The sequence below is a fragment of the Bacillus alveayuensis genome (genome assembly GCA_030812955.1).
Classification (GTDB): Bacteria; Bacillota; Bacilli; order Bacillales; family Aeribacillaceae; genus Bacillus_CB; species Bacillus_CB alveayuensis.
Genome location: JAUSTR010000004.1, coordinates 1 through 22,597, shown reverse-complemented (window position 1 = coordinate 22,597; position 22,597 = coordinate 1). Strand labels below are relative to the sequence as shown.

Genomic DNA, 22,597 nt, shown 5'->3' with positions numbered 1-22,597 from the left:
TAATTTGAATAATGGTTCCTAAGCTTTATTCAAATGCTTTAAAACAACTGTTGCTAATGCGTCAATAAACTCCGGTTTCGCATTCGGCATTTCTGGACGATAATAACTCGCACCAAGCTCATCCGTTACCGCTTTACATTCAATATCATTATCATATAAGACTTCTAAATGGTCAGCGACAAATCCGACCGGAATATAAACAAAAGCACGATAGCCTTTATGTTCAAATAAATCCCTTGTTAAATCTTGCACATCAGGACCAAGCCATGGCTCTGGCGTATTTCCCGCACTTTGCCAGCCGACAGCATAATCAGAAACGCCCGCTTGTTTCGCAATTAATTCAGCTGATTCTTGAAGCTGATTTGGATATGGATCACCCATTTGAATAATTTTTTCTGGCAAGCTATGAGCTGACACAATGAGCACTGCTTTTTCCCGCTCTTCATCTGTCATTTTCTCATATGTTTTGCGAACTTCTTTTGCCCAATAATCAATAAACTTCGGCTCTTTATACCAGCTTTCAATCGTTGTGATAGTTGGACCTCCAAGCTTTTCAGCTGTTTCAATCGCGCGTTTGTTATAAGATTGAATACTAAATGTTGAGAAATGCGGAGCTAACACAATGCTTACTGCTTCTTGAATACCGTCTTGCTTCATTTCCTTTACCGCATCTTCTATAAATGGCTCAATATGCTTTAACCCTAAATAGGACGTAAATTCAATTTCATCTTGAATTTGATTTAAATGCTCTTCTAGCTTTTTCGCTTGTTCTTGCGTGATTTTGGCAAGAGGTGAAATCCCCCCTATTGCCTTATAGCGATCTTTTAAATCTTGTAATGACTCTTCATCCGGCTTTCTTCCATGGCGTATATGTGTGTAATAACGCTCAATATCTTCTTCTTTATAAGGGGTTCCATATGCCATTACTAAAAGTCCCATCTTTTTTTTAAGCATGAACATAGCACCTCACTTAATTTGCAAATTTCATTCAGTTATAAAAAATCCATATGCCCATTTTTCGTCTTTTTAAACATACATTAAGACCTTTTTGTATACTCGTGAATAAAAGCTGTTAATCTTTTTAACGTTTCCGGTTTGACTTGTGGAAAAACGCCGTGGCCGAGATTAAAAATAAAGCCATTATGCTCTATTCCAGCATCTAATATTGCTTTTACTCGTTCTTCTATAACATCCCATGGTGCTAATAAAACAGCCGGATCAAGATTTCCTTGCAGCGACTTCGTCAAGCCCATTTCTCTTGCTTCTGCAATTGGCAGGCGCCAATCTAATCCAACAACGTCTAATGGTAAATCATGCCACTCTTTGGCTAAATGGCCAGCTCCAACACCAAACATAATGAGCGGTACATTTTTTTCCTTTAATGACGAAAAAATGCGTTTCATCGTCGGTTTAATAAAGTAGCGGTAATCTGAAACATTTAAGGTGCCAACCCAAGAATCAAAGATTTGAATCGCTTTTGCCCCAGCATCTATTTGAGCTTTTACATATGTAATGGTCATATCCGCCAATTTATCCATTAAAGCAAACCAAGCTTTCGGCTCTGCATACATAAAGGCTTTCGTTCTATTATAGTTTTTCGAAGGACCACCTTCAATCATATAGCTCGCAAGTGTAAATGGAGCACCAGCAAAACCAATTAACGGAACCGATAATTGTTCTGTTGTTAAAATTTTAATTGTCTCTAATACATAAGGAATATCTTGTTCTGGATGAATTTCACCAAGCTTTTCAACATCTTTAAGCGAACGGATGGGATCATCAATAACAGGCCCGACACCCGGCTTTATTTCAACTTGTACACCAATCGCAGGAAGTGGCGTCATAATATCTTTATATAAAATGGCGGCATCAACACCGTACTGTTCAACAGGCAGTCTTGTTACATAAGCACAAAGCTCAGGCTGGTGTGTAATCTCAAATAAGCTATATTTTTCTTTTAACGCACGATATTCAGGCTGAGAGCGTCCTGCTTGCCGCATATACCATACGGGTACATATTCTGTTTTTTCTCCGCGGCAAGCCATTAAAAATGTATCGTTAAACTCTTTTAATTGAGTCATCGGAATCCCCCTTTAAAAGCAAATCACTCATTTCATTCTAAACCTATCCTTTTAAACTATAACGTTTTCAGCTTTTTTTGTATAGAAATCTTAAAGAAATTTCATAAAATAGACGAATCCCCCAACTAATCTCATGCTTCCTTTTCCCTACCAAGAAGGAGCAACAAAATCCGTACCTTCCCCTTCTGTTTTCGTTTGTGGGTTATAAGGAACTACTTGAAAAGAGATTTTGGAGAAAATGTTCACATAAGACAATTCATAGGATCCTTTTCCTCTTATGGATGAGATCAATTCTTTTTCTCCTTTTTCATTTTTTTCATAAATACGATAAATAACCCGTTCATCTTCTTGTGGTGTCCATGTGAGTGTAATCGTAAATAGCTTAATCGGGTGAAAATGATAAGCTACTTGGACGCTTTTCAATGGTTTGAGTCTAATTGGACTTTCAAGATCTTCTACGTCTTCTGGAACCGTAAAAGCCTTCATCGCTTCTAGATGAGTATCTTTTAATATGTCTTTAAATAGTTTTGTCGGATACGAGCTTCCTCCTTTTAAGTAATGGTGTTTGTCCGTTTTATCATATCCGATCCAAACGGCTCCTGTTACCTCGGGAGTATAACCAGCAAACCATGCATCCATTACCGCTCCTTTTATTTTTGGAAAGGAAGTTGTTCCCGTTTTTCCTGCTAAAGCTCCATGATATTTGCCTGATTTTCCTGTTCCTTGGACAACGACTTGCTCTAACATTCTTGTCATATTCCAAGACGTTTGCGGAGAAAATACTTGTTTTGTTTTTTTCTTCGCTTTTGCTACCGTCTTTCCATCTTGATCAACTATTTTTTCAATAAAGTATGGATCGCTATATTGCCCGTTTTGAGCAAATGTTCGATACGCATTAGCTACAGCAAGTGGAGAAACCCCATACTTCAAGCCGCCTAACGCAATGGCTAGTCCTTGATCTTCAATAAAAATTCCGTTATTTTCCAAATATTTTTTACTTTCATGAATTCCAAATTTATTCAGCACCCATACTGCTGGGGCATTTTTCGATTGAATTAAAGCATCAAACATCGTGATAGATCCATCATAATGATGATCGTAATTTTTTGGTTCATAGCCATCGTATTGAATACGTTCATCTTTTAAAAGGGAATATGGTTCAAACAACCCTTCTTCCATTGCAGGTCCATAGACCGCTAAAGGCTTTAAAATGGAACCAGGCTGTCTTTTTGTCGTTAATCGATTGAAGCCTTTGCGAACATAGTCACGCCCAGCAATAGCTGCCACTACTCCTCCTGTGTCATTATCTAATAAAATAAACGCCCCTTCTGCATGATGATCTGTTCCAGGAAAATATTGAGTCTCTTGAAATTTTTCGTAGGCTTTTTGCTGAATATGAACATCAAGTGGAACTATAATTTTATACCCCCCTTTTAAAATCGCTTCATTTGATAAATGGTACTTCTTTTCCGCTTCATCTAATACCATATCAATATAAGTTGAGAGCCAAGGCATTTCTTGTTTTTCTTTTATATTCAGGCTAAGAGTTTTTCCTTTACTTAAAACAGCTTCCTTCGCCGAGATCATCTTTTGCTTTTCCATTAAGTCCAATACAATATTTCTTCTTTCTTTACTTTTTTCTGGATGAAGAATTGGAGAATAGGTTGATGGTGCTTTTGGAATTCCTGCTAGCAAAGCTGCTTCATCAATGGTTAAATCGGAAACATTTTTATTGAAATAATAATTCGCAGCTGCTTGAATTCCGTATGCACCATGTCCAAAATACACTTGGTTTAAATACATTTCTAATATTTTTTCTTTACTGTATCTCCGCTCAAGATTGATCGCAATAATGGCTTCTTTTGTTTTCCGTAAAATCGTTTTATCTTGAGATAAAAACACATTTTTGGCTAGCTGCTGCGTAATCGTACTGCCGCCTTCAACTTTTCTCCCCGTTAGAAAATCTTTATATAAGGCTCGACCGATTGATCGCAAGTCAATTCCGTTATGTTCGTAAAAACGTTTATCCTCAACAGCAATAAAGGCATTTTGCACATGCTTTGGAATATCACCAATTTCGACATATTCGCGATTTTCTACATACAACTTTGTAATCATATTCCCTTCCAAATCAATAAGGGATGAGGATGAATTTAAAACAAGCTTTTTTTCATCAATAACATAATTTCCAATAAATAATATAAACATGTATCCTATAAGAGCAACAAAGCAAGTAAGCACGATTATAGTTGATGTAAGGAAAAGTTTCTTTTGCAATCACTGTCACCTCAGTTTTATTATTGGTTATTAATGGATCTCATATGTATAATGAACTCATACAGGAGGTGAAAAGATGAATTTTTATATTACTTATGGAACTGTTGATTATTTAAACAAATTGCAAAAGCAATTTCCACAAGAATGCATGCTATTTTTGCAAAATGAACATACCGCAGTGCTTATGCATGAGACGATGGGCGAATCTGTTTTTCAACAGCCTAAAAAATATGAAGTGATTGACAAATCTGGCTCCATTGTCAGCAAAAAAGGTTTTGCTGTTTTAAATCATATTCCAGTCACGGATGAAGGAAGGCCGCTATTTGAATACTCCTTCAAAGAACGAGCCCGCCTCATTGAAAACCAAGGCGGTTTTGTTGCGATCCGAGTTCTCAAGCCTTTACAAAGTGATACGTATATTATTTTGACATTATGGGAAGACGAAAAAAGCTTTACAAACTGGAAAACATCACAATCCTTTGCGAAAGCACATCAAAAGAACAAGCACCTCGGAACAGATTCCGCAAAAAAGAACATTTTCCCAAGCCCTTCGTATGTAAAGACATACTATGTTGTCACAGAAGAAGATGAAACATAAAAAGAAGCTGGAATATGCAACCAGCTTCTTTTTTGTTGCACGAAAATAAATGTAAGATTTTATTACATATAACAATTAAAAAATAACAATAAACAATCTTATGTAATGAAAATTGACATTATTAGTTATTAATGATAACATTTTTTTAAGTTCTAATCCATTTGAATATTTTGTAATGAGGAGTGTGGAGATGGGAGAATTGACAAATTTTCAATTGAATTTGAACTTTGTCTGGACAGTGATGGCCGCTGCTTTAGTATTTTTGATGCAGGCTGGATTTACCATGTTGGAATCCGGTCTTGTCCGTGCTAAAAATTCGATCAATGTTGCTATGAAAAATTTAGTCGACATTCTAATTGTTTCAATTGTGTTCGTTTTGGTTGGATTCCCGATGATGTTTGGTGAAACTATGAATGGATTGTTGGGAACGGGAGGTTATTTTTTGCAAGGTTTTATGTCTGATGCAAATGCGTGGACATGGGCATTCTTATTTTTCCAATTAGCGTTTGCGGGTACGGCTACAACTATTGTTTCAGGAGCTATCGCAGAACGCACAACCTTTTCTTCCTATTTAGTCATTTCTTTTGCCATATCTTTATTTATATACCCTCTTTTTGGACATTGGGCATGGGGGAATTTATATATCACCGATCAAGATGGCTGGCTAAGTAAAATGGGATTTATTGATTTTGCAGGTTCAACGGTCGTTCATTCTTTAGGGGCTTGGGTTGCCTTAGCCGGGGTCATCACAATCGGTCCACGGATTGGAAAATATAATGAAGATGGTACAGTGAATAAAATCCATAGCAGTAGTATAACGATGGCTACTTTAGGTGTTTTTTTATTATGGTTTGGATGGTTTGGATTTAATGCAGGTTCAACCACTTCAGGTGATGAAAGCATTGCCGTAATAGCGCTCAATACCCAATTGGCAGCAGCTGCAGCAGGCATAGCAGCCATGTTTCTAAGTTGGTTTTTAAATCAAAAACCGCTCGTAGAAGATATATTAAATGGCGTTTTGGCAGGATTAGTGACAATTACAGCAGGATGTAATACAGTGTCTCCATTAAGCGCTATGATTATGGGTTTTATTGGAGGAGTGATTGTTGTCGTATCGATGCGTTTCATCGATCAAAAATTGAAATTGGATGATGCTGTTGGTGCCATTTCGGTTCACGGCGTGTGCGGCGCTTGGGGAACAATAGCGGTCGCTCTTTTTGCGAAAGAAGAGATGCTGGACGCTGGAGGACGGCTTAAACAATTAGGTGTGCAAGCATTAGGAGTAGGAACGGCTTTTGCATGGGCTTTTTTGATTGGTTTATTGATTTTTAAGATTATGAAAATGTCGATGAGAGTTCGGGTCACACCACAAGAAGAAATAGAAGGATTAAATGTTTCCGAGCACGGCGCTACAATCGCAATGGTTGATACGATTTCTTCAATGAAAGAAATTGCCGCATCCCGCGGTGATCTAACGAGAGTACTTCCCGTTTACATTGGTGATGATACGGCACAATTAAATTCTGCATTTAATGAGATGGTGAGTTCTCTGAATCAACTCATGGTCGCGGTTAAGGAAGATGTTAAAACCGTTAGAAATTCGAGTGCCCAAATGTTAGAGCATGTACATTCGATCGAAAGCCATATGCATCTTCAACTAGAAAATACCTACTCTACCAATGTAAGTATTCAAAATATTCGTGATGGAATTGATGTCGATAATCAATATAATCAAAGAGTCTTAAAAACAATAGGAGAAAGTGTCGATTCTTTTCACATTCATACACAGGAAATGGATAGCATTAAGCAGTTAAGTCAACATGTATCAGACTGGATCAAACAAGTGCAAGGCGAAATGAATGAAACGATGCACTCAATGGATGCAATTAAATCACATATTCACAATTTAAATATTTTTACCGATGAAGTTGGAGATGCTATCAATTTAATTGAAAGTGTATCCAAACAAATTAATTTGCTTTCTCTCAATGCTCAAATTGAAGCTACACGAGCTGGAGAATCCGGGAAAGGTTTCGCTGTAGTGGCAAATGAGATTAACAAATTATCGGAGCAAACGAAATCTTCAGTAAAGAAAATAAGAGATTCAATTGAGACGAATCTTTTCGGTTTGAAACAAGGAGTTATACAAATTGATCAAGTTTATGTTAGCATGGATAAAGTATTCCATACCATGACAAATGAAATGGAAAATATCAGACAAATTTTAGAGAAAATCGATAACGTTCATAAAGAAACACAACAATTTTTGACAACTTTCGAGAGAATTTATGAAAATTCATCCGAATTAGAAGCTTCGAGACAGGAAAAAATGGCACAGTTAGAGGAAATTTCAGCTATGTCGGAAAGCATTGCCGAAGCGTCGAAAAAAACATTCCATGATCTCCAACACATCACTCAGAAGACAAGAACCTTATCTATCATCACGAAGGAATTAGAGGAAAAAGTGGGTCAATTTAAAACAAGTGCAAAACATGCTCAGTCAGTGCCTGTCCATTCATAATATTTATGAAAATCATTATCGCAATATTTAACTGAACTAGAAGAACAAATTGAGGAAATTAATAATTCAACGTACAATGATAATGTTGAGGTACAAGTCTCAATAAAAGATGTTTTAAATAAACCATTTGTGTCGAAACTGCACATGCTTTTCAAGTTAAAGTTGGTGTAAAGTTTGCTGGGGCTGTATTTAATGCTGCTATTGGTTTTGCTGTTGGCGGTGGAGTCGGAGCTATTCAATCATTTATTATAAAAAAAGGTAAAGAAGAGGCACAAAGATTGTTTACCAAAACTGTAGTTAGTCGTTTAAAAGCATGGGGAGCACCAAAGTTAGCTTTAGCTGTAGGCGTTTCTGTCGCTGTTGCCTTAAATTATTTAGATATTGGAACTCAAATTGCTAAACAGCTTGATAAAAGAGATAAGAGACCTAATAATGGTTGGATAGACCTTTATTAAATTTAAAGGGTGATTGATTGTCAATGAAAAATTTAAACAAATACGTTTTCCTATTTATTTGGGTGGCATTATTTTTATATTTTTATGATATGTTTATGCCCAAAGGTATTCTTTATTTTATCATAGGGATACCAACTCTTTTTTTTAGTGCTATCTTTATTTTAAAAGTTTTTAACAACTAAAAAAAGATGTGAAAAATTAATGTTCCAAAAACTAGACCTCCTTGATTTTTGAATAATCAGGAGGTCTAGTTTAATAGTCAACCTGTTAAAAGATTGGTAATAATTAATATATAGAATTTCTTGCTCCGGTCAAGTCCAAATTATTGGGTAAATTCCCCTTTGATAGACAACATGGACCTGATGACTTGATGTACGGTTGGTAAGTCCGGCAAGTCTCCCTGACGGTCGCCTTCCCGGACCCATCATCATGTTGTCAAGGACCAGGCGTGTCAAGGAGCTTTCGGGCATATCTTCGCTTCGATCCGGTATTCCACGTTCTCCTTGACACGGCGAAGAGGGCAAGTGGTAAACTTAGCTTTGCGTCAAAAATCGTTTCTTAATATATAAATAAACAAAAACATAAATAAATAGAAGGTTAACTGCCAAGTGTCCAATACTAAATCCAAAGCCTTTTTTCATGAAGACAGCGATCGCAAAGACAGCTTCTTGAATGACAAGCATGATGAATAATAATGTTAAAAAGCTATTTACTTTCGCTTTGTTTGAAACTGGATATAATTGTGGTATGATGAACATTTCATATTGCTTATGCAAACGAACGAGCTGTATTCCTGTTAAAAATAAAAGTGAAGCAGCTAAAAAAATATATCCAACAAATGACAACGGCACAAGAAAAAGAATGACAGCTCCAATAACTAATAAGCGAACAAAAATTCCAAAATAGTCGCCAGTTCTCATAAATGAACGGGTGAACAAATATAAATACGTATTTTTTTGCTGATGAGAAATGAGATTAAAAATCCAATTCATCCACTTACGATGCTTCACTTGATTTTTCAGTTTAGGGACATCTGTAAATAAATGAGCGATTCGATAAAAATTATTCCGTCTCCTATTTTCTGCCTCAATTAAATACTCCCATTTTAACGGTTTGTTTTTCGTGATCCGCACAAAATAGTAAGCATACAATACAATAATGAGATAAAGCGTCATCACAAATGGATACTCTTTGCTAATGAGAAAATATAGAAGAAGGAAATTTAGGAAAAAACGAATCAAAACATCCATGAATTGTGAAAAACGATCTGGAAAAATTGTCATTTTCCATTGAATCCATTGATTCCACCATTTGATTAGTAAAAGCTGTATAAAAAGGAGCATTAAATCGTATTGATGAACCGGAAAAACTTTTACATACATAGGAATCATGATCAACGTTGCTGCAATTATGGAATACAATTGCGAAATATAACTAAAGATCAAAGCATTTCGGAAATACGGAGACATTTTCCTTTCAAGTGGAAGAAGGAATACGATATCGGCTTCTTTTAACAATGTACGGACATGGGCAAATGTAGTCGTTAGCGTTAAAAGAAAAGCGATAACAAAGGCAGCTGGAAAGTCAGCAGGTATGCTTTTTAGCCATCCTTGATACCAATACGCTCCTCCTCCTACAACAAAAATTAAAACAAAGAGAAGATGATCATTGAACATGTACCGTAAATACATACGAGTCTCTTTTATATATTCGGTTAGGCGAAGCCGCCAAATGTCTTGAACCGATTTCATTTCCCTTGCTCCTTCGTTAAGTGAATATATATATCATCTAGTGCAGCATTCGGCATATTAAATTGCTTTTGCAGTTCTTTTAACGTCCCTTTTGCCCGAATCTCCCCTTCATGCAAAATAATAAACGAATCACAATAACGTTCTGCTGTCGCTAAAATATGTGTAGACATTAAAATTCCTGATCCGGACTGTTTTGCTGTATCCATCATCTCTAACAACGAATGGATGGCTAACGGATCTAAACCGACAAATGGTTCATCAATGATATATAAAGAAGGATTGACTAAAAATGCACACATAATCATAACCTTTTGTTTCATTCCTTTGGAAAAATGCGCCGGGAACCATTTCAGTCTTTTATCCATGCGAAACTCTTTTAATAATGGATGAAGTCGTTCTTCAAACGTTTTTTCATCAATTCCATATGCCATTGCTGTTAGTTGCAAATGTTCATATAAAGTCAGTTCTTCATATAAAATGGGGGACTCAGGGATAAAGCTAAATTGCTTACGGTACTGTTCCGGATTTTCCGCCAATGTTTTACCATTTATTTTAATCGTTCCTTTTCTCGGTTCCATAAGGCCAATTATATGTTTAATCGTTGTGCTTTTCCCTGCACCATTTAACCCAATTAAACCGACCATTTCATTTTGATTTACTTCAAAGGAAATATTTTTCAATACTGGATTTTTTGAATAACCGCCTGTTAAGCCTTCAACTTTTAGTAGCGTCATCTTGAAAGAACCCTTTCTTTATGAATTGTTACATATTTATCATACCAAATTTTTACCCATTATTTCTTCTTTAAAAAAAGTATGAACACTTCATAATTGGACATGATATTTCATGAAGAGGGAAACCGAATAAATGAGGTGTTTGTTAAAGACCATTCAGTGATGTAACATCAGCTGCAATTAAACTTTTCCCGGCCTATATGGAGATGGTCAACACAGTTGTTGCTGTGAAAACATCTCTTAAAAGGGGATGGTTGCTTTGAACAGAGGTCCATCACTGTAACATCATTTTTTTAGTAAATGAGGTGTTTGTCAAAGACAATTAAGCCTTGTTTCACTAAATTTTCCCTCTTCAAGGGAACGGTCACAACGATCCGTTCCCTTTTTATTATGTCAATCATTCCACCCCTTTTTTCACTATGGTAATATAAATGTAAATAAAGGAAAGGGAGTGTTCATATGAGCGATTGTGTTTTTTGCAAAATTATTCATGACGAAATTCCAAGTGCGAAAGTGTATGAGGATGAGCACGTATTAGCCTTTATGGACATTACGCAAGTAACAAAAGGGCATACTCTTGTCATTCCGAAAGTACATAAAAAAGATATTTTTGAGCTGACACCTGAAATTTCCCGCAACCTTTTCGAAGCAGTACCGAAAATCGCCAATGCTATTAAAAAACAATTTCAGCCAGTTGGCCTTAATTTAATCAACAACAATGGCGAGCAAGCTGGTCAAACAGTTTTTCACTACCATATCCATATCATCCCTCGCTATGGGAAAGGCGACGGCTTTGGTGCTGTTTGGAAATCTCACGCAAGCGAATATACACCGGATGATTTACAGCATCTCGCTTCAACGATCAGAGAAGGCTTAGAATAAGGATCAACATTTTTTCAATTTCAAAAATGAGCATGTCAATAGTTTAATAAGGTCCTCAATAAAAAGGACCTTATTTTTGCTTACTTTTTTTAAAGGCTGTTTTCATAAACTCAAGCATATCGCTTGCTTGAAAATCGAAAATCTATAGTATAGTAAAGCAACACTCTTTTAGAAAAGAGCCTTTTTGAAAAAATTCATATTTATCCAAAACTTGTTTCATGGTAGGATGTTAATAAAAAATGATAGAAAAGGGAAATGAGGGAAAGATATGAATCGAGCATATAACTTTAATGCAGGACCATCAGCATTACCATTAGCTGTGTTGGAAAAAGCACAATCGGAATTATTAAACTTTAACGGAACAGGTATGTCTGTTATGGAGCTTAGCCATCGCAGCCAAGCGTATGATGAAGTCCATAACAAGGCAAAGCAATTATTAAAAGAAATATTACGAGTTCCGGATTCTTACGACATTTTATTTTTACAAGGTGGAGCAAGCCTCCAATTTGCCATGATTCCAATGAACTTCTTGCCTCAGGAAAAAAAGGCTTATTTTGTTCTTACAGGGTCTTGGTCTGAAAAAGCTTTAAAAGAAGCAAGTAAAATTGGAAAAACAGATGTCATTGCTTCAAGTAAAGAGGCGAACTACACGCATATTCCATACGATTTTCAAACAGAAAATCTTCATGATGCGGCATATTTACATATCACTTCAAATAATACTATTTTCGGTACGCAATGGAAAAAGTTCCCGAAAACGAATATTCCATTAATTGCCGATATGTCAAGTGATATTTTAAGCCGTGAAATCAATGTCGAACAATTTGATCTTATTTATGCTGGCGCTCAGAAAAATTTAGGCCCATCAGGAGTAACTGTTGTAATTATTCGAAAAGACTTACTCGAAAAGACCAATAATTATGTTCCTACCATATTAAATTATCAAACACATGCCAATAAAAATTCTTTATACAATACACCACCTACTTTTGCTATTTACATGCTTTCCCTAGTTCTTGAATGGGTGCAAACAGAAGGTGGTCTACTAAAAATTGAACAAAGAAACAAAGAAAAAGCAGAAATCGTTTATAGAGCTATCGATGAGAGTGAAGGTTTTTACAAGCCACATGCTCATCAAGACAGCCGTTCTAACATGAATGTCACCTTTACATTACCGTCAAAAGAACTAACACAACAATTCCTTGAAAAAGCGAAAGAACAAAATTTAATAGGCCTAAATGGTCATCGCTCCGTTGGTGGTTGTCGTGCTTCCATATACAACGCTGTACCTTTAGAAGCGTGTGAAAAACTAGCACAATTTATGGCAGATTTCAGAAAAAAGTATTAAGTAATTCATCTAAAAGAACCAATCATAAATCATGCAAATAAAATTCACAAAAATTTCTAACTTTTATTCTTTGCTTCCTACTGATATAATAGCTTTAGAGTGTTTATGATTGATTCGATTGTTCTTCAAAACAGAAATGTTTAGCTTAATCAGTTAGGAACAGGTGGTTAAAATGCACGGAACCCGCCCATTTTGGTCGGGTTTCGTCATTGTACGTAATAAAAAATTAAGCCAAATAACATGGATACAACACCACCAGTAGCTAATAGTAATGCTCTTTGCCTCAATACTCGTTTAGGTGGATATGAATTCGTTGTATTAGCTAGCTTCATGTAATGAAAAGTACCAACAAAAAAAAGGAAGCTAATTACAAAAAATAAAAAAATCAATCCAGCCAAACAAATCCCCTCCTCTATTTATAGGTATGCACGATGTTTCCAACCTATGTTGTTTAAAATGAAGCACAAAACGGGAATGATAATATAGTTAATTGGATCTCCCTAGACGAAAAAAGCCGTAGTCCCAAAGTTAATGCAGCAAAGCGGACGATGCGGTTTACTCACATCTTGTCTGCCATTTTTTATAATCAAAAACGTGAGAAAAACAATTTTGAAACATAAAAAATTTGGAATGGAGTGATCTTCCATGTCTAGAAGTAAATCTTTTTTGTTAGGAATGGTAGTCGGTGGTGCTATCAGTGGAGTTGTGACACTGTTATCAACACCTTCATCAGGTAAAGAGCTGAGAAATCGCCTTAATGAGAATTACAAGAAGATTAACGATTTATTGACGGAATTAAAGAATGAAGGAAGCAACCTCAAAGAACAAATAACAAATTGTGCAAAAGAAAGCATCCACGTTGTCAAAGAAGTATCCTCTGATTTAAATCAATCGATTCTTGCTTGGAAAAAAGAAATCGAGCCGCACAAACAAGAAATTAAGCGAGAACTTCATGAAATTGAAGAGAAAATAAAAGAATTGGAAAATTCACTCAAACAATAAATGACGTGGCATACCATACCCTTCGATTTGTAGCCACGATCGCTTTAAGTTGCAAATTTGCCTTTCTCCCCCTCAAAAGGATGGAGAAGGCGCTCCTCCAAAGCGAACGGTTCTTATATTGCTTCCGCTCAAACCTTCCATAATTCTTTCATTCTCTTTTCGTATGTAAATCTCCTTTTATTTTTGTCACTTTTCCATTATGAATGCTCCGATAAACATATAAAAGAGTTGATTTATGAAGGAAAGCGTTTCACTTGCTTGACAGTCGAAAAGCTATCGTATAGTAAAGCAACATCTTTGAGAAAAGAGCCATTTAAAAAGAAGTGAAGCCTCTCTTTTGATCATCTTCACTGTTATATTTATTGTTACAGTATAGCAATGATTAAATCATTTTTCCTGCGTGTCTTTTGAAACACAACGGTTATACCCAATATTCTTTTATGTTATTTTTTATTTAAAAATTTTGTAAATTTATATCTTTATTAATCTTTATTTTATTGGCATAATAGATAGTAACAAACTTCGATAGCATAATAAAGTAGGTGGGGGAAAATGAAAAGAACGTTTAACAATTACTCGGTGAAAGACGCACTTTTATTTAGCCAAAGAGTTGGTCAATTAAGCAAGGCACTATGGAAATCGATTGAGAAGGATTGGCAGCAATGGATCAAACCATATGATTTAAACATCAATGAACATCATATTTTGTGGATTGCCTATCACTTAAAAGGAGCTTCCATTTCTGAAATCGCTAAATTCGGTGTTATGCACGTCTCAACAGCTTTTAACTTTTCAAAGAAATTAGAGGAACGGGGATTTTTAACATTCTCAAAAAAAGAAAATGATAAACGGAATACGTACATTCAATTAACTCCCGAAGGAGAAAAATTGCTTTTGAAGCTTCTCGAAGATTATGATCCTACCCGAAATGCGGTTTTTAAAGGGGCCTTACCATTACAAAATTTGTATGGAAAGTTTCCTGAACTCATTGAAATGATGACAATTATTCGCAATATTTATGGTGATGATTTTATGGAGATTTTTGAACGCTCCTTTAACAACATTGATCAAAACTTCATTGAAGAAGATGGGAAAATCAAGAAAAAGGAAGATGAAATACGAGAACCTGTTTTAGAAGGAACTATAAACGAGAGATCAGGCGCTTAAAATCTTTCATCATCTCTTTAAATAAACCTTGCTCATACATGGCCTCTATCGTTTCATTCACATCAAGCTTAGGATTTAACTGTCCAGCAAAAAGCGTAAGGAGATCTGTGAAATATAACAATCCTTGCGCTTTTTGTTCTCTATGTTCTTGTGAAAGCTCCTCACACATTTGTAAAATTTGCTCTACTTCTTTTTTTGTTAATCCGTTTTGGATCACTAAATGATAAAACGGATATTTCGCCTTTTCGGTCATTTGCAGTAATAGCTTAATATAATATTCCAACGTTTCAATCTTATTTTCAAATTCCTTCATCGTATCCCATCTTTCCCCGTTATATCATATTATTGCTTGAATCATATTTTATCGTATTATAATAGACAAAAAAAGTAAGAGAATTTCATGAATAAAATTTGCTGAAAACAAACCTATCATATATTGTCAAATAAAGGTATACTATATTTATACAATGATAAAGGCAGTCCAAGCTATCTTTTTTTGCAAATATTTGTTAATGTAGTATGTACAGAAAGGGGGATCTCAAAATGCTTATTTATTTTATCATTTTCGCAGTTTTTATTCTATTTTATATAAATAAATTAACGAATACCCTCTGTATCATTCGTGAGATTCCTGAAGAAAAGCAATCAAACGTTTTTCGAACGATTAATATCCTGATTACTATATTATTAATTTCTTCATACATAGAAATATTATATGCGTAACGAGAATGATACGAAACGGGTTAGCGATATACTTATGATATATTGATCAAAACGACCGCTGATAAAAGTTTGTCAGCGGTCGTTTTTTGTTCACAATCTATTGACAATTGAATTTAATATAACCAAGCTGCACCAACAATGATTAATAAAATAAACAACACAACAATTAACGCAAATCCAGCGCCAGCATATCCTCCGCTCATTTCAACACCCCCTCTTTACATACTTACAATATCGTATGCTGTTCACCTTTTTTTCGATTTAGGCACATATCATGGATTTGAAAATCATTTCGAATTTCATGACATTGGCAGTTGCAAAATTGTTTTATTCATGTCAAAATGTGTTATATAGTTTTATGCATGTATAACATTTATGGAGTAGGAGTTGTAATGAATGAAGAAATTCGCACTTGCAACAATTGCGGCAACAAGCCTATTGGCTATGAGTGCTTGTAATAACAATTCTGGTGAAATTGTAGCCGAGACGAATGCAGGAAATATTACAAAAGATGAATTTTATGAGTCCATGAAAGAACGCTTTGGACAAGATGTTTTGAAAGAACTTGTCCATGAAAAAGTGTTAGACAAAAAGTATGATGTCTCTGATAAAGAAATTGATCAAGAAATTGAAAATTTGCGTGCACAATACGGAACACAAATTGACTTAATCATGGAACAGCAAGGTGAAGATGTCATTCGTGAAACGATTAAAGTTCAAGTATTACGGAAAAAAGCTGCTGAAGATGCTGTGAAAGTAACGGATCAAGATATTAAAGATTATTACGACTCACTCGAAGGGAAAATTCGCGCAAGCCATATCCTTGTGGAAGATGAGAAAAAAGCAAATGAAGTAAAGAAAAAGCTGGATGAAGGAAAAAGCTTTGAAGAGCTAGCAAAAGAATATTCAACAGATGGCTCTGCTGCAAATGGAGGTGACCTTGGTTGGTTTGGAAAAGGTCAAATGGTCAAAGAATTTGAAGAAGCAGCGTTTAAGTTAAAGGAAGGCGAAATTAGCGACCCTGTCAAAACTGATTATGGCTACCACATCATTAAAGTGACTCAAACAGTCAAACCGTTTGAGGAAATGAAAGATGAACTTAAAGAGGAAGTCAAGCAACAAAAATTAAATGATCCTGTTGTGATGGAAGATGCGGTCAATCAGGCAATTAAAGAGGCCAATGTCAAAGTAAAAGACAAAGATTTAGAGGATTTATTTAAAACAGAAGAAAAATCGGAGGAAAAGTCGGAATCTTAATCTTTATCATGTAACGGGATGTTTATCGTGAAAACATCCCGTTAATTGTTTGTTGAAATCTTTTGCTTTTGTTTTTCCTTCGCTCGCTTTTCACGTTCTTTTCTCATCCTGTCTAAATAAATTTTACCTTCCTGCTCTATTATGATTCTTTCCTCAACTTTTTCTTCCTTTGTTGTTTTATATGCCATATAAGCGCTGTATAAAATCCCGATAATACATAAATATACCCACCAAGGCAATATCACCATATTAAAGATGATCCTCCTTTCGATTAGACAAGCCATTTATCATCATCTTATGCAGAGGATCCTACAATATGATGATTACTTGTGAAAAGTCGGTTTATAAAAGGAACGGTTATCTAATGCAAAAATTCGTTCTGTAAATTCTCCTGGCTTCACTTTTTCTAATGCTCGGTCAAGCATATTCATTTTTGCATCGATATTATCAATGTAATGGAGAATTTCCGCCTCTTTAATCATTGGCGGCTTCGGACTTCCCCATTCTGCTTTTCCATGATGGCTTAACACTAAATGTTGTAAGACCATCACTTCTTCTCCTTCTATTTGCAGTTCATTTGCCGCTTCAGCAATTTCATTGACCATAATGGAAATATGGCCTAGTAAATTTCCGGCAACCGTATAATTCGTTGCAATTGGACCAGATAGCTCTGTCACTTTTCCTAAATCATGCAAAATCACTCCAGCATATAGCAAATCTTTATCTAAACTTGGATAAAGATTAACAATCGCTTTTGCTAATTCCAACATCGAAACGACATGATAAGCTAATCCTGATGCAAATTCATGATGATTTTTCGTTGCTGCTGGATATGTCAAAAACTCCTTTTGATGCTTTTTTAACAAATGTCTTGTGATTCGTTGTATATTAGCGTTTTTCATCTCAAAAATAAATTGTGTTATTTTATCGATCATGTCCTCTTGGGACATTGGCGCAGTTTCTACAAAGTCTGATGCCGATACATTTTCATGCGGCTCAGCTAAGCGGATGTTGCGTATTTTCAATTGATTTCTACCGCGATAATGATGAATGTCTCCAAAAATTTTCACAATATTTTGCGCTACATACATTTCTTCATCTTTTTGGCTTGCATCCCATAGCTTTGCTTCAATTTCCCCTGATTGATCTTGGAGGATTAACGTTAAAAAGGGCTTACCATTACTGGCAACCCCTTTTGTTGCCGATTTAATTAATAAAAAAATGTCTACTTGTTCGCCAACCTCATAATGGACAATTCCCTTTGCCATATTCAAAAGCTCCTTCCGCCTACTACTTTTCCCATCAACAGTATATCATAGATTGATAGATCGAAACCTTTATCATCAAGTCTCGCCTTTTTACATGTTCTTCTTTCATTCTTTTCATATCGAAAGCAACTTAGTTTTCACTTAATGTGATGATTTCTTGTTCATGAAAAGCATCGACGATATGACGGTGACATGTAAAAAGCAACACTTGATACTGCTTTGATAGCTGCCGTATTAACTGAATACTTCTTTCTAAACGTTCATGATCAAAATTAACAAAGCTATCATCAATCATAATCGGCAGTTTAATCCGTTCACTCATTTGCTCGACTAGAGCAAAACGTATTGCAGCATACAATTGTTCGGCTGTTCCTTGACTTAGCTCCTCAGCATGAAAATAAACACCGTCTCGCCTTTTCGCGAGTATGGATGTTTTTTCTTCCGGGAGCATGATGCTTGTATATTGATTCCCAGTTAAAAATCGGAAATAGCCTTCCGCTTTTTCTAACATCTTGGGCATTCGGTTAGCCCGATGATAGTCTACGGTTTTCTGCATTAGATCTTTAGCAACAGCATATACTGCCCATTTTTGGGCCATTTTTTTCGTCTCCGCTCGCTTCATTTCAAATTTATATTTTAACTCGGAATATGTTCCGGAATCCTCGATATTTTGTAAACGAACTTTTGTTTCTGCTAATCGCTTTTGACTAGCTTCCTCTTTGCGGGAAAGCTCTTCTAATGCTGATTCTAGCTTGCTTTCTTCCGTATTTATCGTCTTTAAATCAAATTCTTCCTCTATTTGTTTAAGGGAAATGGCTCCCTTAGAACTTACTTGTCCTTCAATCCAAAGAAGCTGTTTTTCAAGCTCCTTTCGTTTTTGAATGAGGACCGATTTCTCTCGGAATTGTTCCACTGTTGACACATTCGCACTTTTTAACAGCTTTTCGATTTCCTGCTGAACGTATGTCCGAATGGATTGTATTTCTTTTAATTCTTCTTTTACATGATCTAACGATGTTAGAATGGAAACCGCTTTTTCTAATTTTTCATTTAACTCTAAAACCTTCCCTTCAAGATGAGACGAAGTGATTTGATATCGATTTAATAAAGGGGCTAACTTTTCCGAAAATTGACGAACCTTTTCCTTAATATGCTGCAATTTTTCTCGAAGCTGCTCTTTTTCTCTTATTTGTTTTTGACATTGAACAATTCTCTCATACCGTTCCAATAATAACTCTGGTGCAGCTTCATCTGTTGTTTTCAAGATGTGATAGAACGGCTGAAGATGTTCTTGTAATTGGTGAACATCTCGCTCCCACGTTTCATATTGACTCACGATACGGTCATAGGACCGTTCTTTATTTTCCACATTCATTGCTTCAACTTCAATTTTTTGCAGGATTTGTTCTTCTTTTAATAACCTTATCTTTATTTGCTCAAGCTTGTCTTCTAATCGCTTTACATCACCATGATTAACGAATTGCAAGCTGTTTTCTAATTGGTCATATTGCTCCTTTAAATGATGCAGCAATTCATCTTCTTTTGGTCCAAGCATAAGGAATAATATGAACAGCGGTAAAAAAACAATGGCATAAAACAGCTGATTAAAAGCGATTAAAGTTATGAAACCGATCATAGAAAGCATTGATGCTCCGAAAACAACCCGCTTCCAAGCTTTTTTCTTTTTTTGGACTATTTTTTCTCGCTTCGTCATCTGGCTTTTTAACTGCTCTTTTTGCTGAATGACATCACTTCGATGTTTCATTTTCTCAAGTTGCGCTTCTAAATCTGATTTTTCCGCTTCAAGCTCTAAGCGCTTTTGTTTACCGATTGACAATGACTTTAACTTTTCTAATTGTTGTTCACTTTCCTCTAAAGTCTCTTTAGCCCGCTCAAATTGTTCATCTAGCCATTGCTTTTGATTCATTAATTGAGTGTACTGTTTGACAGCTTGCTTCAATTGTTCTTTCATGATCATGGTCGTTTGAATGTGTTCAATTTCCTTTTCATTCGTTGAGCCAAATAAATAAAGAAGGTCTTCATCGATTTTCTTTTGTAATTGCTTCAGTTCTAACTTTAATGTTTCAGATTCCGTTAAATATTGCCGAATGAGAAGAAATTCATCCTTAAGGGAATGAACATTTTGCCAATCTTGTAAAACATCATCTTGATGTACATGTAAAGCTTTTAAGTCATTTATTAACCTTTTTTCTTTTTCTGTTAATGTTTGAAGCTGTCCTTCAATTGGATGTAATTTCGCCACAACCTGCTCTAATCTGAAAAGACCATTTTCCGGAAATTCTGAAGGGGCAGGAAGCTTTGCCAATTCATCTAAGCAATTTTGTTTTTGTTGTAATAAAGGTAAAACTGCAGCCGCTTTTTCCAGTTGTTTTAAGCGGACTTGAATAGCCGATTTTTCAGATCGTATTTCATTTAAGTGCTGCTCAAGCTTTTTTTGCTCTAATATTAGTTCATGGTATTCATCTTCAAATGCTTTGGCATTTAATAAGTTTTCGCGATCCGTTTTTAGTTCTGTTAACAAGCTATTCAGTATCGGCTTTCTTCCATTAGGCTTATACAAATCATCTTGTTTTTTAGCTAATTTGTCTTGTAAAAGATAAATAGCTTCTGTACCAAAAATGCTTGATAAAAATAAATACTTCCCCAGCATTTCACGATTTAACTCGTAAACATGCTGCAGCCCTTTCAAATCAAATGAAAAGATCGATTGAAACGTTGATTTATCCATTCCTTTTAATAATTGCTTCAGTTCATCCTCATTGCCAATTTGCCCCTTATTATTGTATACAAATACGTCACCCGTTCTTTTCCCAGAAATGCGTTCAATTTTCAAAATCTCGTGGTTAGAGTTTTCAACGAATAAAGCTCCTCCATATTTTCCACCATGCTTTGGTTCATATCTTCGTTCATTTTGCTGCTTTGTCGGGAAGCCAAACAAAATACTATGTATGAAAGACATAATGGTTGACTTTCCTGCTTCATTCAAACCATAAATCACTTGTAATGAATCATTGGAAAGCTTCAATTGACGATTTTCAAACTTCCCGTAGCCATAAATGATCAGTTCTTTTATTTTCATGACATCACCCTAACTGTTTAATCCCGACTGCTTTTTAGCCATTCATGAAATATTAACGCTTTTGCTTCATCCAATATTTGTTCTTTTTCTTCTTCAGAGAATCTTCCAATAAAGCGCCGCACTAAATGATTTTTGTATAAAGGCTGTAAAGCTTCATCCATTTCGTAACTTCTTATCATTTCTTGAAAATCACCCGAAAAAATATTGGCTTGTTCCTTACATCCTTCTTGTGGAATTGTTTCATTTTTAATAGATAAAATCCAGACAAAATGGTGACTTTCTTCTTCATCATTCATCATTTCTTGCAAATCTTCTAATACCCCGTCTTGATGCAGCTCTTCATACAATGGGGTGTTGCCCTCAAGAACAAGTGAACAAAAACAGCCAACATATTGAGATTTTAATTTTTCTTTTACTAATTTTATAGATGAGATGAGCTGGTCTAACGTGTGAATATGTTTGATATTAAGGGGCACTTCCTGAAAAATAATGTTCGCAACAGGGTGAAACTGGTAATTAACTTCCTTTTCCGATAATTCAACGATATATACCCCTTTTGATCCTTGCTCTTTTATGTGCCTTCCTTGAATGTTTCCAGGGTAAAGAATAACCGGTGATTTTTTATGTAAAATTTGGCGTTTATGAATATGTCCGAGTGCCCAATAATCAAAGTCTTTTTCAACTAAATCAGAAAGCTGGAACGGACAATATGGTTCATGAGAATGATCACTCGCAATAGAGCCGTGTAAAAGGCCAATATGAAAAGGGGCATTTGATGCCTTTTCAAATCTTTTGCCTATATTTTCAGTGACGGTGCGAACAGGATAACTATAGCCATATATACTGGCGATGATATCTCCGTTTCGTTCATAATTTACACACTCAACATCCTTGTCGGAAAAAATATGGACATTTTCCGGTAAGTCGAGTTGAATGGATCTCCCGCTTGTATGATCATGATTCCCGTGAATGATGTAAGCCTTAATATGATGTTCACACAACCGCTTCATTTGCTTTTGAAAGTATAGCTGTGCCTTTAAACTGCGATCTTCATCATCATATAAGTCCCCCGCAATAAGTAAAAAGTCCACTTTCTCTTGAATTGCTAAATCAATGATGCGAGTAAATGAATGAAAGGTGCTTTCTTTGACAAATTGAAAAATCTCTTCAGGTAAATAGTTTAATCCGATAAAGGGACTATCTAAGTGAAGATCAGCGGCATGAATAAATTTCACTTTTTTCATCCTTGCCCCATCCTTTTTTAGACTACTTTCTATATTCTAGCATTGTAATTGTACGAATGCACGTTCTGATCAAAATCGAATAACTTATCCAATCGAATGAATTTCATAATTCTTAGCCCTTGTCCTCCAACGAGTTCAAGAAATTAAAAAAGAAGCACCTCCCCAAATCTTGTATAATGGTCATAGACA

The 22,597-nt window shown here is 35.5% G+C and carries 21 protein-coding genes; 9 read left to right on the top strand and 12 right to left on the bottom strand.

What is annotated here, in order from left to right:
* Nucleotides 1-18: 18 nt before the first annotated feature.
* The 3 genes from hemH to J2S06_RS07045 all read right to left on the bottom strand — a co-directional run bounded on the left by hemH (nucleotide 19) and on the right by J2S06_RS07045 (nucleotide 4,358).
* Nucleotides 19-954 (bottom strand): ferrochelatase, encoded by a 936-nt coding sequence (hemH, locus tag J2S06_RS07055; protein ID WP_419151813.1) that lies wholly within the window; start codon nucleotides 952-954, stop codon nucleotides 19-21.
* Between the two features lie 83 nt (nucleotides 955-1,037).
* Entirely contained in the window at nucleotides 1,038-2,081 is a 1,044-nt protein-coding gene (gene hemE / locus J2S06_RS07050) for a uroporphyrinogen decarboxylase (RefSeq protein ID WP_419151812.1), read from the bottom strand.
* Between the two features lie 147 nt (nucleotides 2,082-2,228).
* Entirely contained in the window at nucleotides 2,229-4,358 is a 2,130-nt protein-coding gene (locus tag J2S06_RS07045) for a transglycosylase domain-containing protein (RefSeq protein ID WP_419151811.1), read from the bottom strand.
* Nucleotides 4,359-4,434: 76 nt separating this feature from the next.
* On the opposite strand from J2S06_RS07045, the gene J2S06_RS07040 reads away from it, so the two are divergent.
* From J2S06_RS07040 to J2S06_RS07025, 3 genes are all read left to right on the top strand, one after another.
* Nucleotides 4,435-4,956 carry an antibiotic biosynthesis monooxygenase family protein gene (locus J2S06_RS07040; protein WP_419151810.1) on the top strand — a complete coding sequence of 174 codons (522 nt, stop codon included), beginning with the start codon at nucleotides 4,435-4,437 and terminating at the stop codon, nucleotides 4,954-4,956.
* A 190-nt stretch (nucleotides 4,957-5,146) separates the two neighbouring features.
* Entirely contained in the window at nucleotides 5,147-7,477 is a 2,331-nt protein-coding gene (amt, locus tag J2S06_RS16105; RefSeq protein WP_459077047.1) for an ammonium transporter, read from the top strand.
* Between the two features lie 278 nt (nucleotides 7,478-7,755).
* Nucleotides 7,756-7,932 carry a hypothetical protein gene (locus J2S06_RS07025; protein ID WP_419151809.1) on the top strand — a complete coding sequence of 59 codons (177 nt, stop codon included), beginning with the start codon at nucleotides 7,756-7,758 and terminating at the stop codon, nucleotides 7,930-7,932.
* Between the two features lie 533 nt (nucleotides 7,933-8,465).
* Here J2S06_RS07025 and J2S06_RS07020 read toward each other — a convergent pair.
* Together J2S06_RS07020 and J2S06_RS07015 are read right to left on the bottom strand one after the other, a co-directional pair.
* Entirely contained in the window at nucleotides 8,466-9,683 is a 1,218-nt protein-coding gene (locus J2S06_RS07020) for an ABC transporter permease (RefSeq protein WP_419151808.1), read from the bottom strand.
* Nucleotides 9,680-10,417 carry an ABC transporter ATP-binding protein gene (locus J2S06_RS07015; RefSeq protein WP_419151807.1) on the bottom strand — a complete coding sequence of 246 codons (738 nt, stop codon included), beginning with the start codon at nucleotides 10,415-10,417 and terminating at the stop codon, nucleotides 9,680-9,682. Before J2S06_RS07015 ends, J2S06_RS07020 begins: the two co-directional genes overlap by 4 nt.
* 459 nt (nucleotides 10,418-10,876) lie before the next feature.
* On the opposite strand from J2S06_RS07015, the gene J2S06_RS07010 reads away from it, so the two are divergent.
* Nucleotides 10,877-11,299, top strand: a complete 423-nt coding sequence (locus tag J2S06_RS07010) for an HIT family protein (protein ID WP_419151806.1) — start codon at nucleotides 10,877-10,879, stop codon at nucleotides 11,297-11,299.
* A gap of 268 nt (nucleotides 11,300-11,567) precedes the next feature.
* On the top strand, nucleotides 11,568-12,647 hold the full coding sequence (gene serC, locus J2S06_RS07005; RefSeq protein ID WP_419151805.1) for a 3-phosphoserine/phosphohydroxythreonine transaminase: 1,080 nt from the start codon (nucleotides 11,568-11,570) through the stop codon (nucleotides 12,645-12,647).
* A 206-nt stretch (nucleotides 12,648-12,853) separates the two neighbouring features.
* On the opposite strand, the gene J2S06_RS07000 is transcribed toward serC, so the two are convergent.
* Entirely contained in the window at nucleotides 12,854-13,045 is a 192-nt protein-coding gene (locus tag J2S06_RS07000; protein WP_419151804.1) for a hypothetical protein, read from the bottom strand.
* 247 nt (nucleotides 13,046-13,292) lie between these two features.
* Here J2S06_RS07000 and J2S06_RS06995 point away from each other — a divergent pair, with 247 nt between their 5' ends.
* Together J2S06_RS06995 and J2S06_RS06990 are read left to right on the top strand one after the other, a co-directional pair.
* Nucleotides 13,293-13,649, top strand: coding sequence for a YtxH domain-containing protein (locus J2S06_RS06995; protein WP_419151803.1), 357 nt, complete (start codon nucleotides 13,293-13,295; stop codon nucleotides 13,647-13,649).
* A 552-nt stretch (nucleotides 13,650-14,201) separates the two neighbouring features.
* Nucleotides 14,202-14,816: an HTH-type transcriptional regulator Hpr gene (locus J2S06_RS06990; protein WP_419151802.1), complete on the top strand. Its 615-nt coding sequence runs from the start codon at nucleotides 14,202-14,204 to the stop codon at nucleotides 14,814-14,816.
* Here the strand turns inward: J2S06_RS06990 and J2S06_RS06985 are convergent.
* The gene (locus J2S06_RS06985; protein WP_044893212.1) at nucleotides 14,791-15,129 is read right to left on the bottom strand and encodes a DUF1878 family protein; all 339 of its coding nucleotides are present in this window, start codon (nucleotides 15,127-15,129) and stop codon (nucleotides 14,791-14,793) included. The genes J2S06_RS06990 and J2S06_RS06985 overlap by 26 nt on opposite strands.
* Before the next feature lie 230 nt (nucleotides 15,130-15,359).
* Here J2S06_RS06985 and J2S06_RS06980 point away from each other — a divergent pair, with 230 nt between their 5' ends.
* Nucleotides 15,360-15,539, top strand: coding sequence for a hypothetical protein (locus tag J2S06_RS06980; protein WP_044893211.1), 180 nt, complete (start codon nucleotides 15,360-15,362; stop codon nucleotides 15,537-15,539).
* A 113-nt stretch (nucleotides 15,540-15,652) separates the two neighbouring features.
* Here J2S06_RS06980 and J2S06_RS06975 read toward each other — a convergent pair whose 3' ends face one another.
* Nucleotides 15,653-15,742, bottom strand: a complete 90-nt coding sequence (locus J2S06_RS06975; RefSeq protein ID WP_052659435.1) for a YjcZ family sporulation protein — start codon at nucleotides 15,740-15,742, stop codon at nucleotides 15,653-15,655.
* A 193-nt stretch (nucleotides 15,743-15,935) separates the two neighbouring features.
* Between J2S06_RS06975 and J2S06_RS06970 the strand changes: the two genes are divergently transcribed.
* Entirely contained in the window at nucleotides 15,936-16,796 is an 861-nt protein-coding gene (locus J2S06_RS06970; RefSeq protein ID WP_044893210.1) for a peptidylprolyl isomerase, read from the top strand.
* A gap of 41 nt (nucleotides 16,797-16,837) precedes the next feature.
* On the opposite strand, the gene J2S06_RS06965 is transcribed toward J2S06_RS06970, so the two are convergent.
* From J2S06_RS06965 to J2S06_RS06950, 4 genes are all read right to left on the bottom strand, one after another.
* On the bottom strand, nucleotides 16,838-17,044 hold the full coding sequence (locus tag J2S06_RS06965) for a sporulation YhaL family protein (RefSeq protein ID WP_044893209.1): 207 nt from the start codon (nucleotides 17,042-17,044) through the stop codon (nucleotides 16,838-16,840).
* A gap of 75 nt (nucleotides 17,045-17,119) precedes the next feature.
* Complete coding sequence (gene yhaM / locus J2S06_RS06960; protein WP_419151801.1) at nucleotides 17,120-18,064, bottom strand: 3'-5' exoribonuclease YhaM; 945 nt, start codon at nucleotides 18,062-18,064, stop codon at nucleotides 17,120-17,122.
* A gap of 130 nt (nucleotides 18,065-18,194) precedes the next feature.
* Entirely contained in the window at nucleotides 18,195-21,164 is a 2,970-nt protein-coding gene (locus tag J2S06_RS06955; protein WP_419151800.1) for an ATP-binding protein, read from the bottom strand.
* Between the two features lie 17 nt (nucleotides 21,165-21,181).
* Complete coding sequence (locus J2S06_RS06950; protein WP_419151799.1) at nucleotides 21,182-22,408, bottom strand: metallophosphoesterase family protein; 1,227 nt, start codon at nucleotides 22,406-22,408, stop codon at nucleotides 21,182-21,184.
* Nucleotides 22,409-22,597: the final 189 nt, after the last annotated feature.

Bases quoted from the DNA above. Each gene is read 5' to 3' on its own strand.
- hemH (WP_419151813.1), bottom strand. From the start codon at position 954: ATGCTTAAAAAAAAGATGGGACTTTTAGTAATGGCATATGGAACCCCT.
- hemE (WP_419151812.1), bottom strand. From the start codon at position 2,081: ATGACTCAATTAAAAGAGTTTAACGATACATTTTTAATGGCTTGCCGC.
- J2S06_RS07040 (WP_419151810.1), top strand. From the start codon at position 4,435: ATGAATTTTTATATTACTTATGGAACTGTTGATTATTTAAACAAATTG.
- amt (WP_459077047.1), top strand. From the start codon at position 5,147: ATGGGAGAATTGACAAATTTTCAATTGAATTTGAACTTTGTCTGGACA.
- J2S06_RS07020 (WP_419151808.1), bottom strand. From the start codon at position 9,683: ATGAAATCGGTTCAAGACATTTGGCGGCTTCGCCTAACCGAATATATA.
- J2S06_RS07015 (WP_419151807.1), bottom strand. From the start codon at position 10,417: ATGACGCTACTAAAAGTTGAAGGCTTAACAGGCGGTTATTCAAAAAAT.
- J2S06_RS07010 (WP_419151806.1), top strand. From the start codon at position 10,877: ATGAGCGATTGTGTTTTTTGCAAAATTATTCATGACGAAATTCCAAGT.
- serC (WP_419151805.1), top strand. From the start codon at position 11,568: ATGAATCGAGCATATAACTTTAATGCAGGACCATCAGCATTACCATTA.
- J2S06_RS06995 (WP_419151803.1), top strand. From the start codon at position 13,293: ATGTCTAGAAGTAAATCTTTTTTGTTAGGAATGGTAGTCGGTGGTGCT.
- J2S06_RS06990 (WP_419151802.1), top strand. From the start codon at position 14,202: ATGAAAAGAACGTTTAACAATTACTCGGTGAAAGACGCACTTTTATTT.
- J2S06_RS06985 (WP_044893212.1), bottom strand. From the start codon at position 15,129: ATGAAGGAATTTGAAAATAAGATTGAAACGTTGGAATATTATATTAAG.
- J2S06_RS06980 (WP_044893211.1), top strand. From the start codon at position 15,360: ATGCTTATTTATTTTATCATTTTCGCAGTTTTTATTCTATTTTATATA.
- J2S06_RS06975 (WP_052659435.1), bottom strand. From the start codon at position 15,742: ATGAGCGGAGGATATGCTGGCGCTGGATTTGCGTTAATTGTTGTGTTG.
- J2S06_RS06970 (WP_044893210.1), top strand. From the start codon at position 15,936: ATGAAGAAATTCGCACTTGCAACAATTGCGGCAACAAGCCTATTGGCT.
- J2S06_RS06965 (WP_044893209.1), bottom strand. From the start codon at position 17,044: ATGGTGATATTGCCTTGGTGGGTATATTTATGTATTATCGGGATTTTA.
- yhaM (WP_419151801.1), bottom strand. From the start codon at position 18,064: ATGGCAAAGGGAATTGTCCATTATGAGGTTGGCGAACAAGTAGACATT.
- J2S06_RS06955 (WP_419151800.1), bottom strand. From the start codon at position 21,164: ATGAAAATAAAAGAACTGATCATTTATGGCTACGGGAAGTTTGAAAAT.
- J2S06_RS06950 (WP_419151799.1), bottom strand. From the start codon at position 22,408: ATGAAAAAAGTGAAATTTATTCATGCCGCTGATCTTCACTTAGATAGT.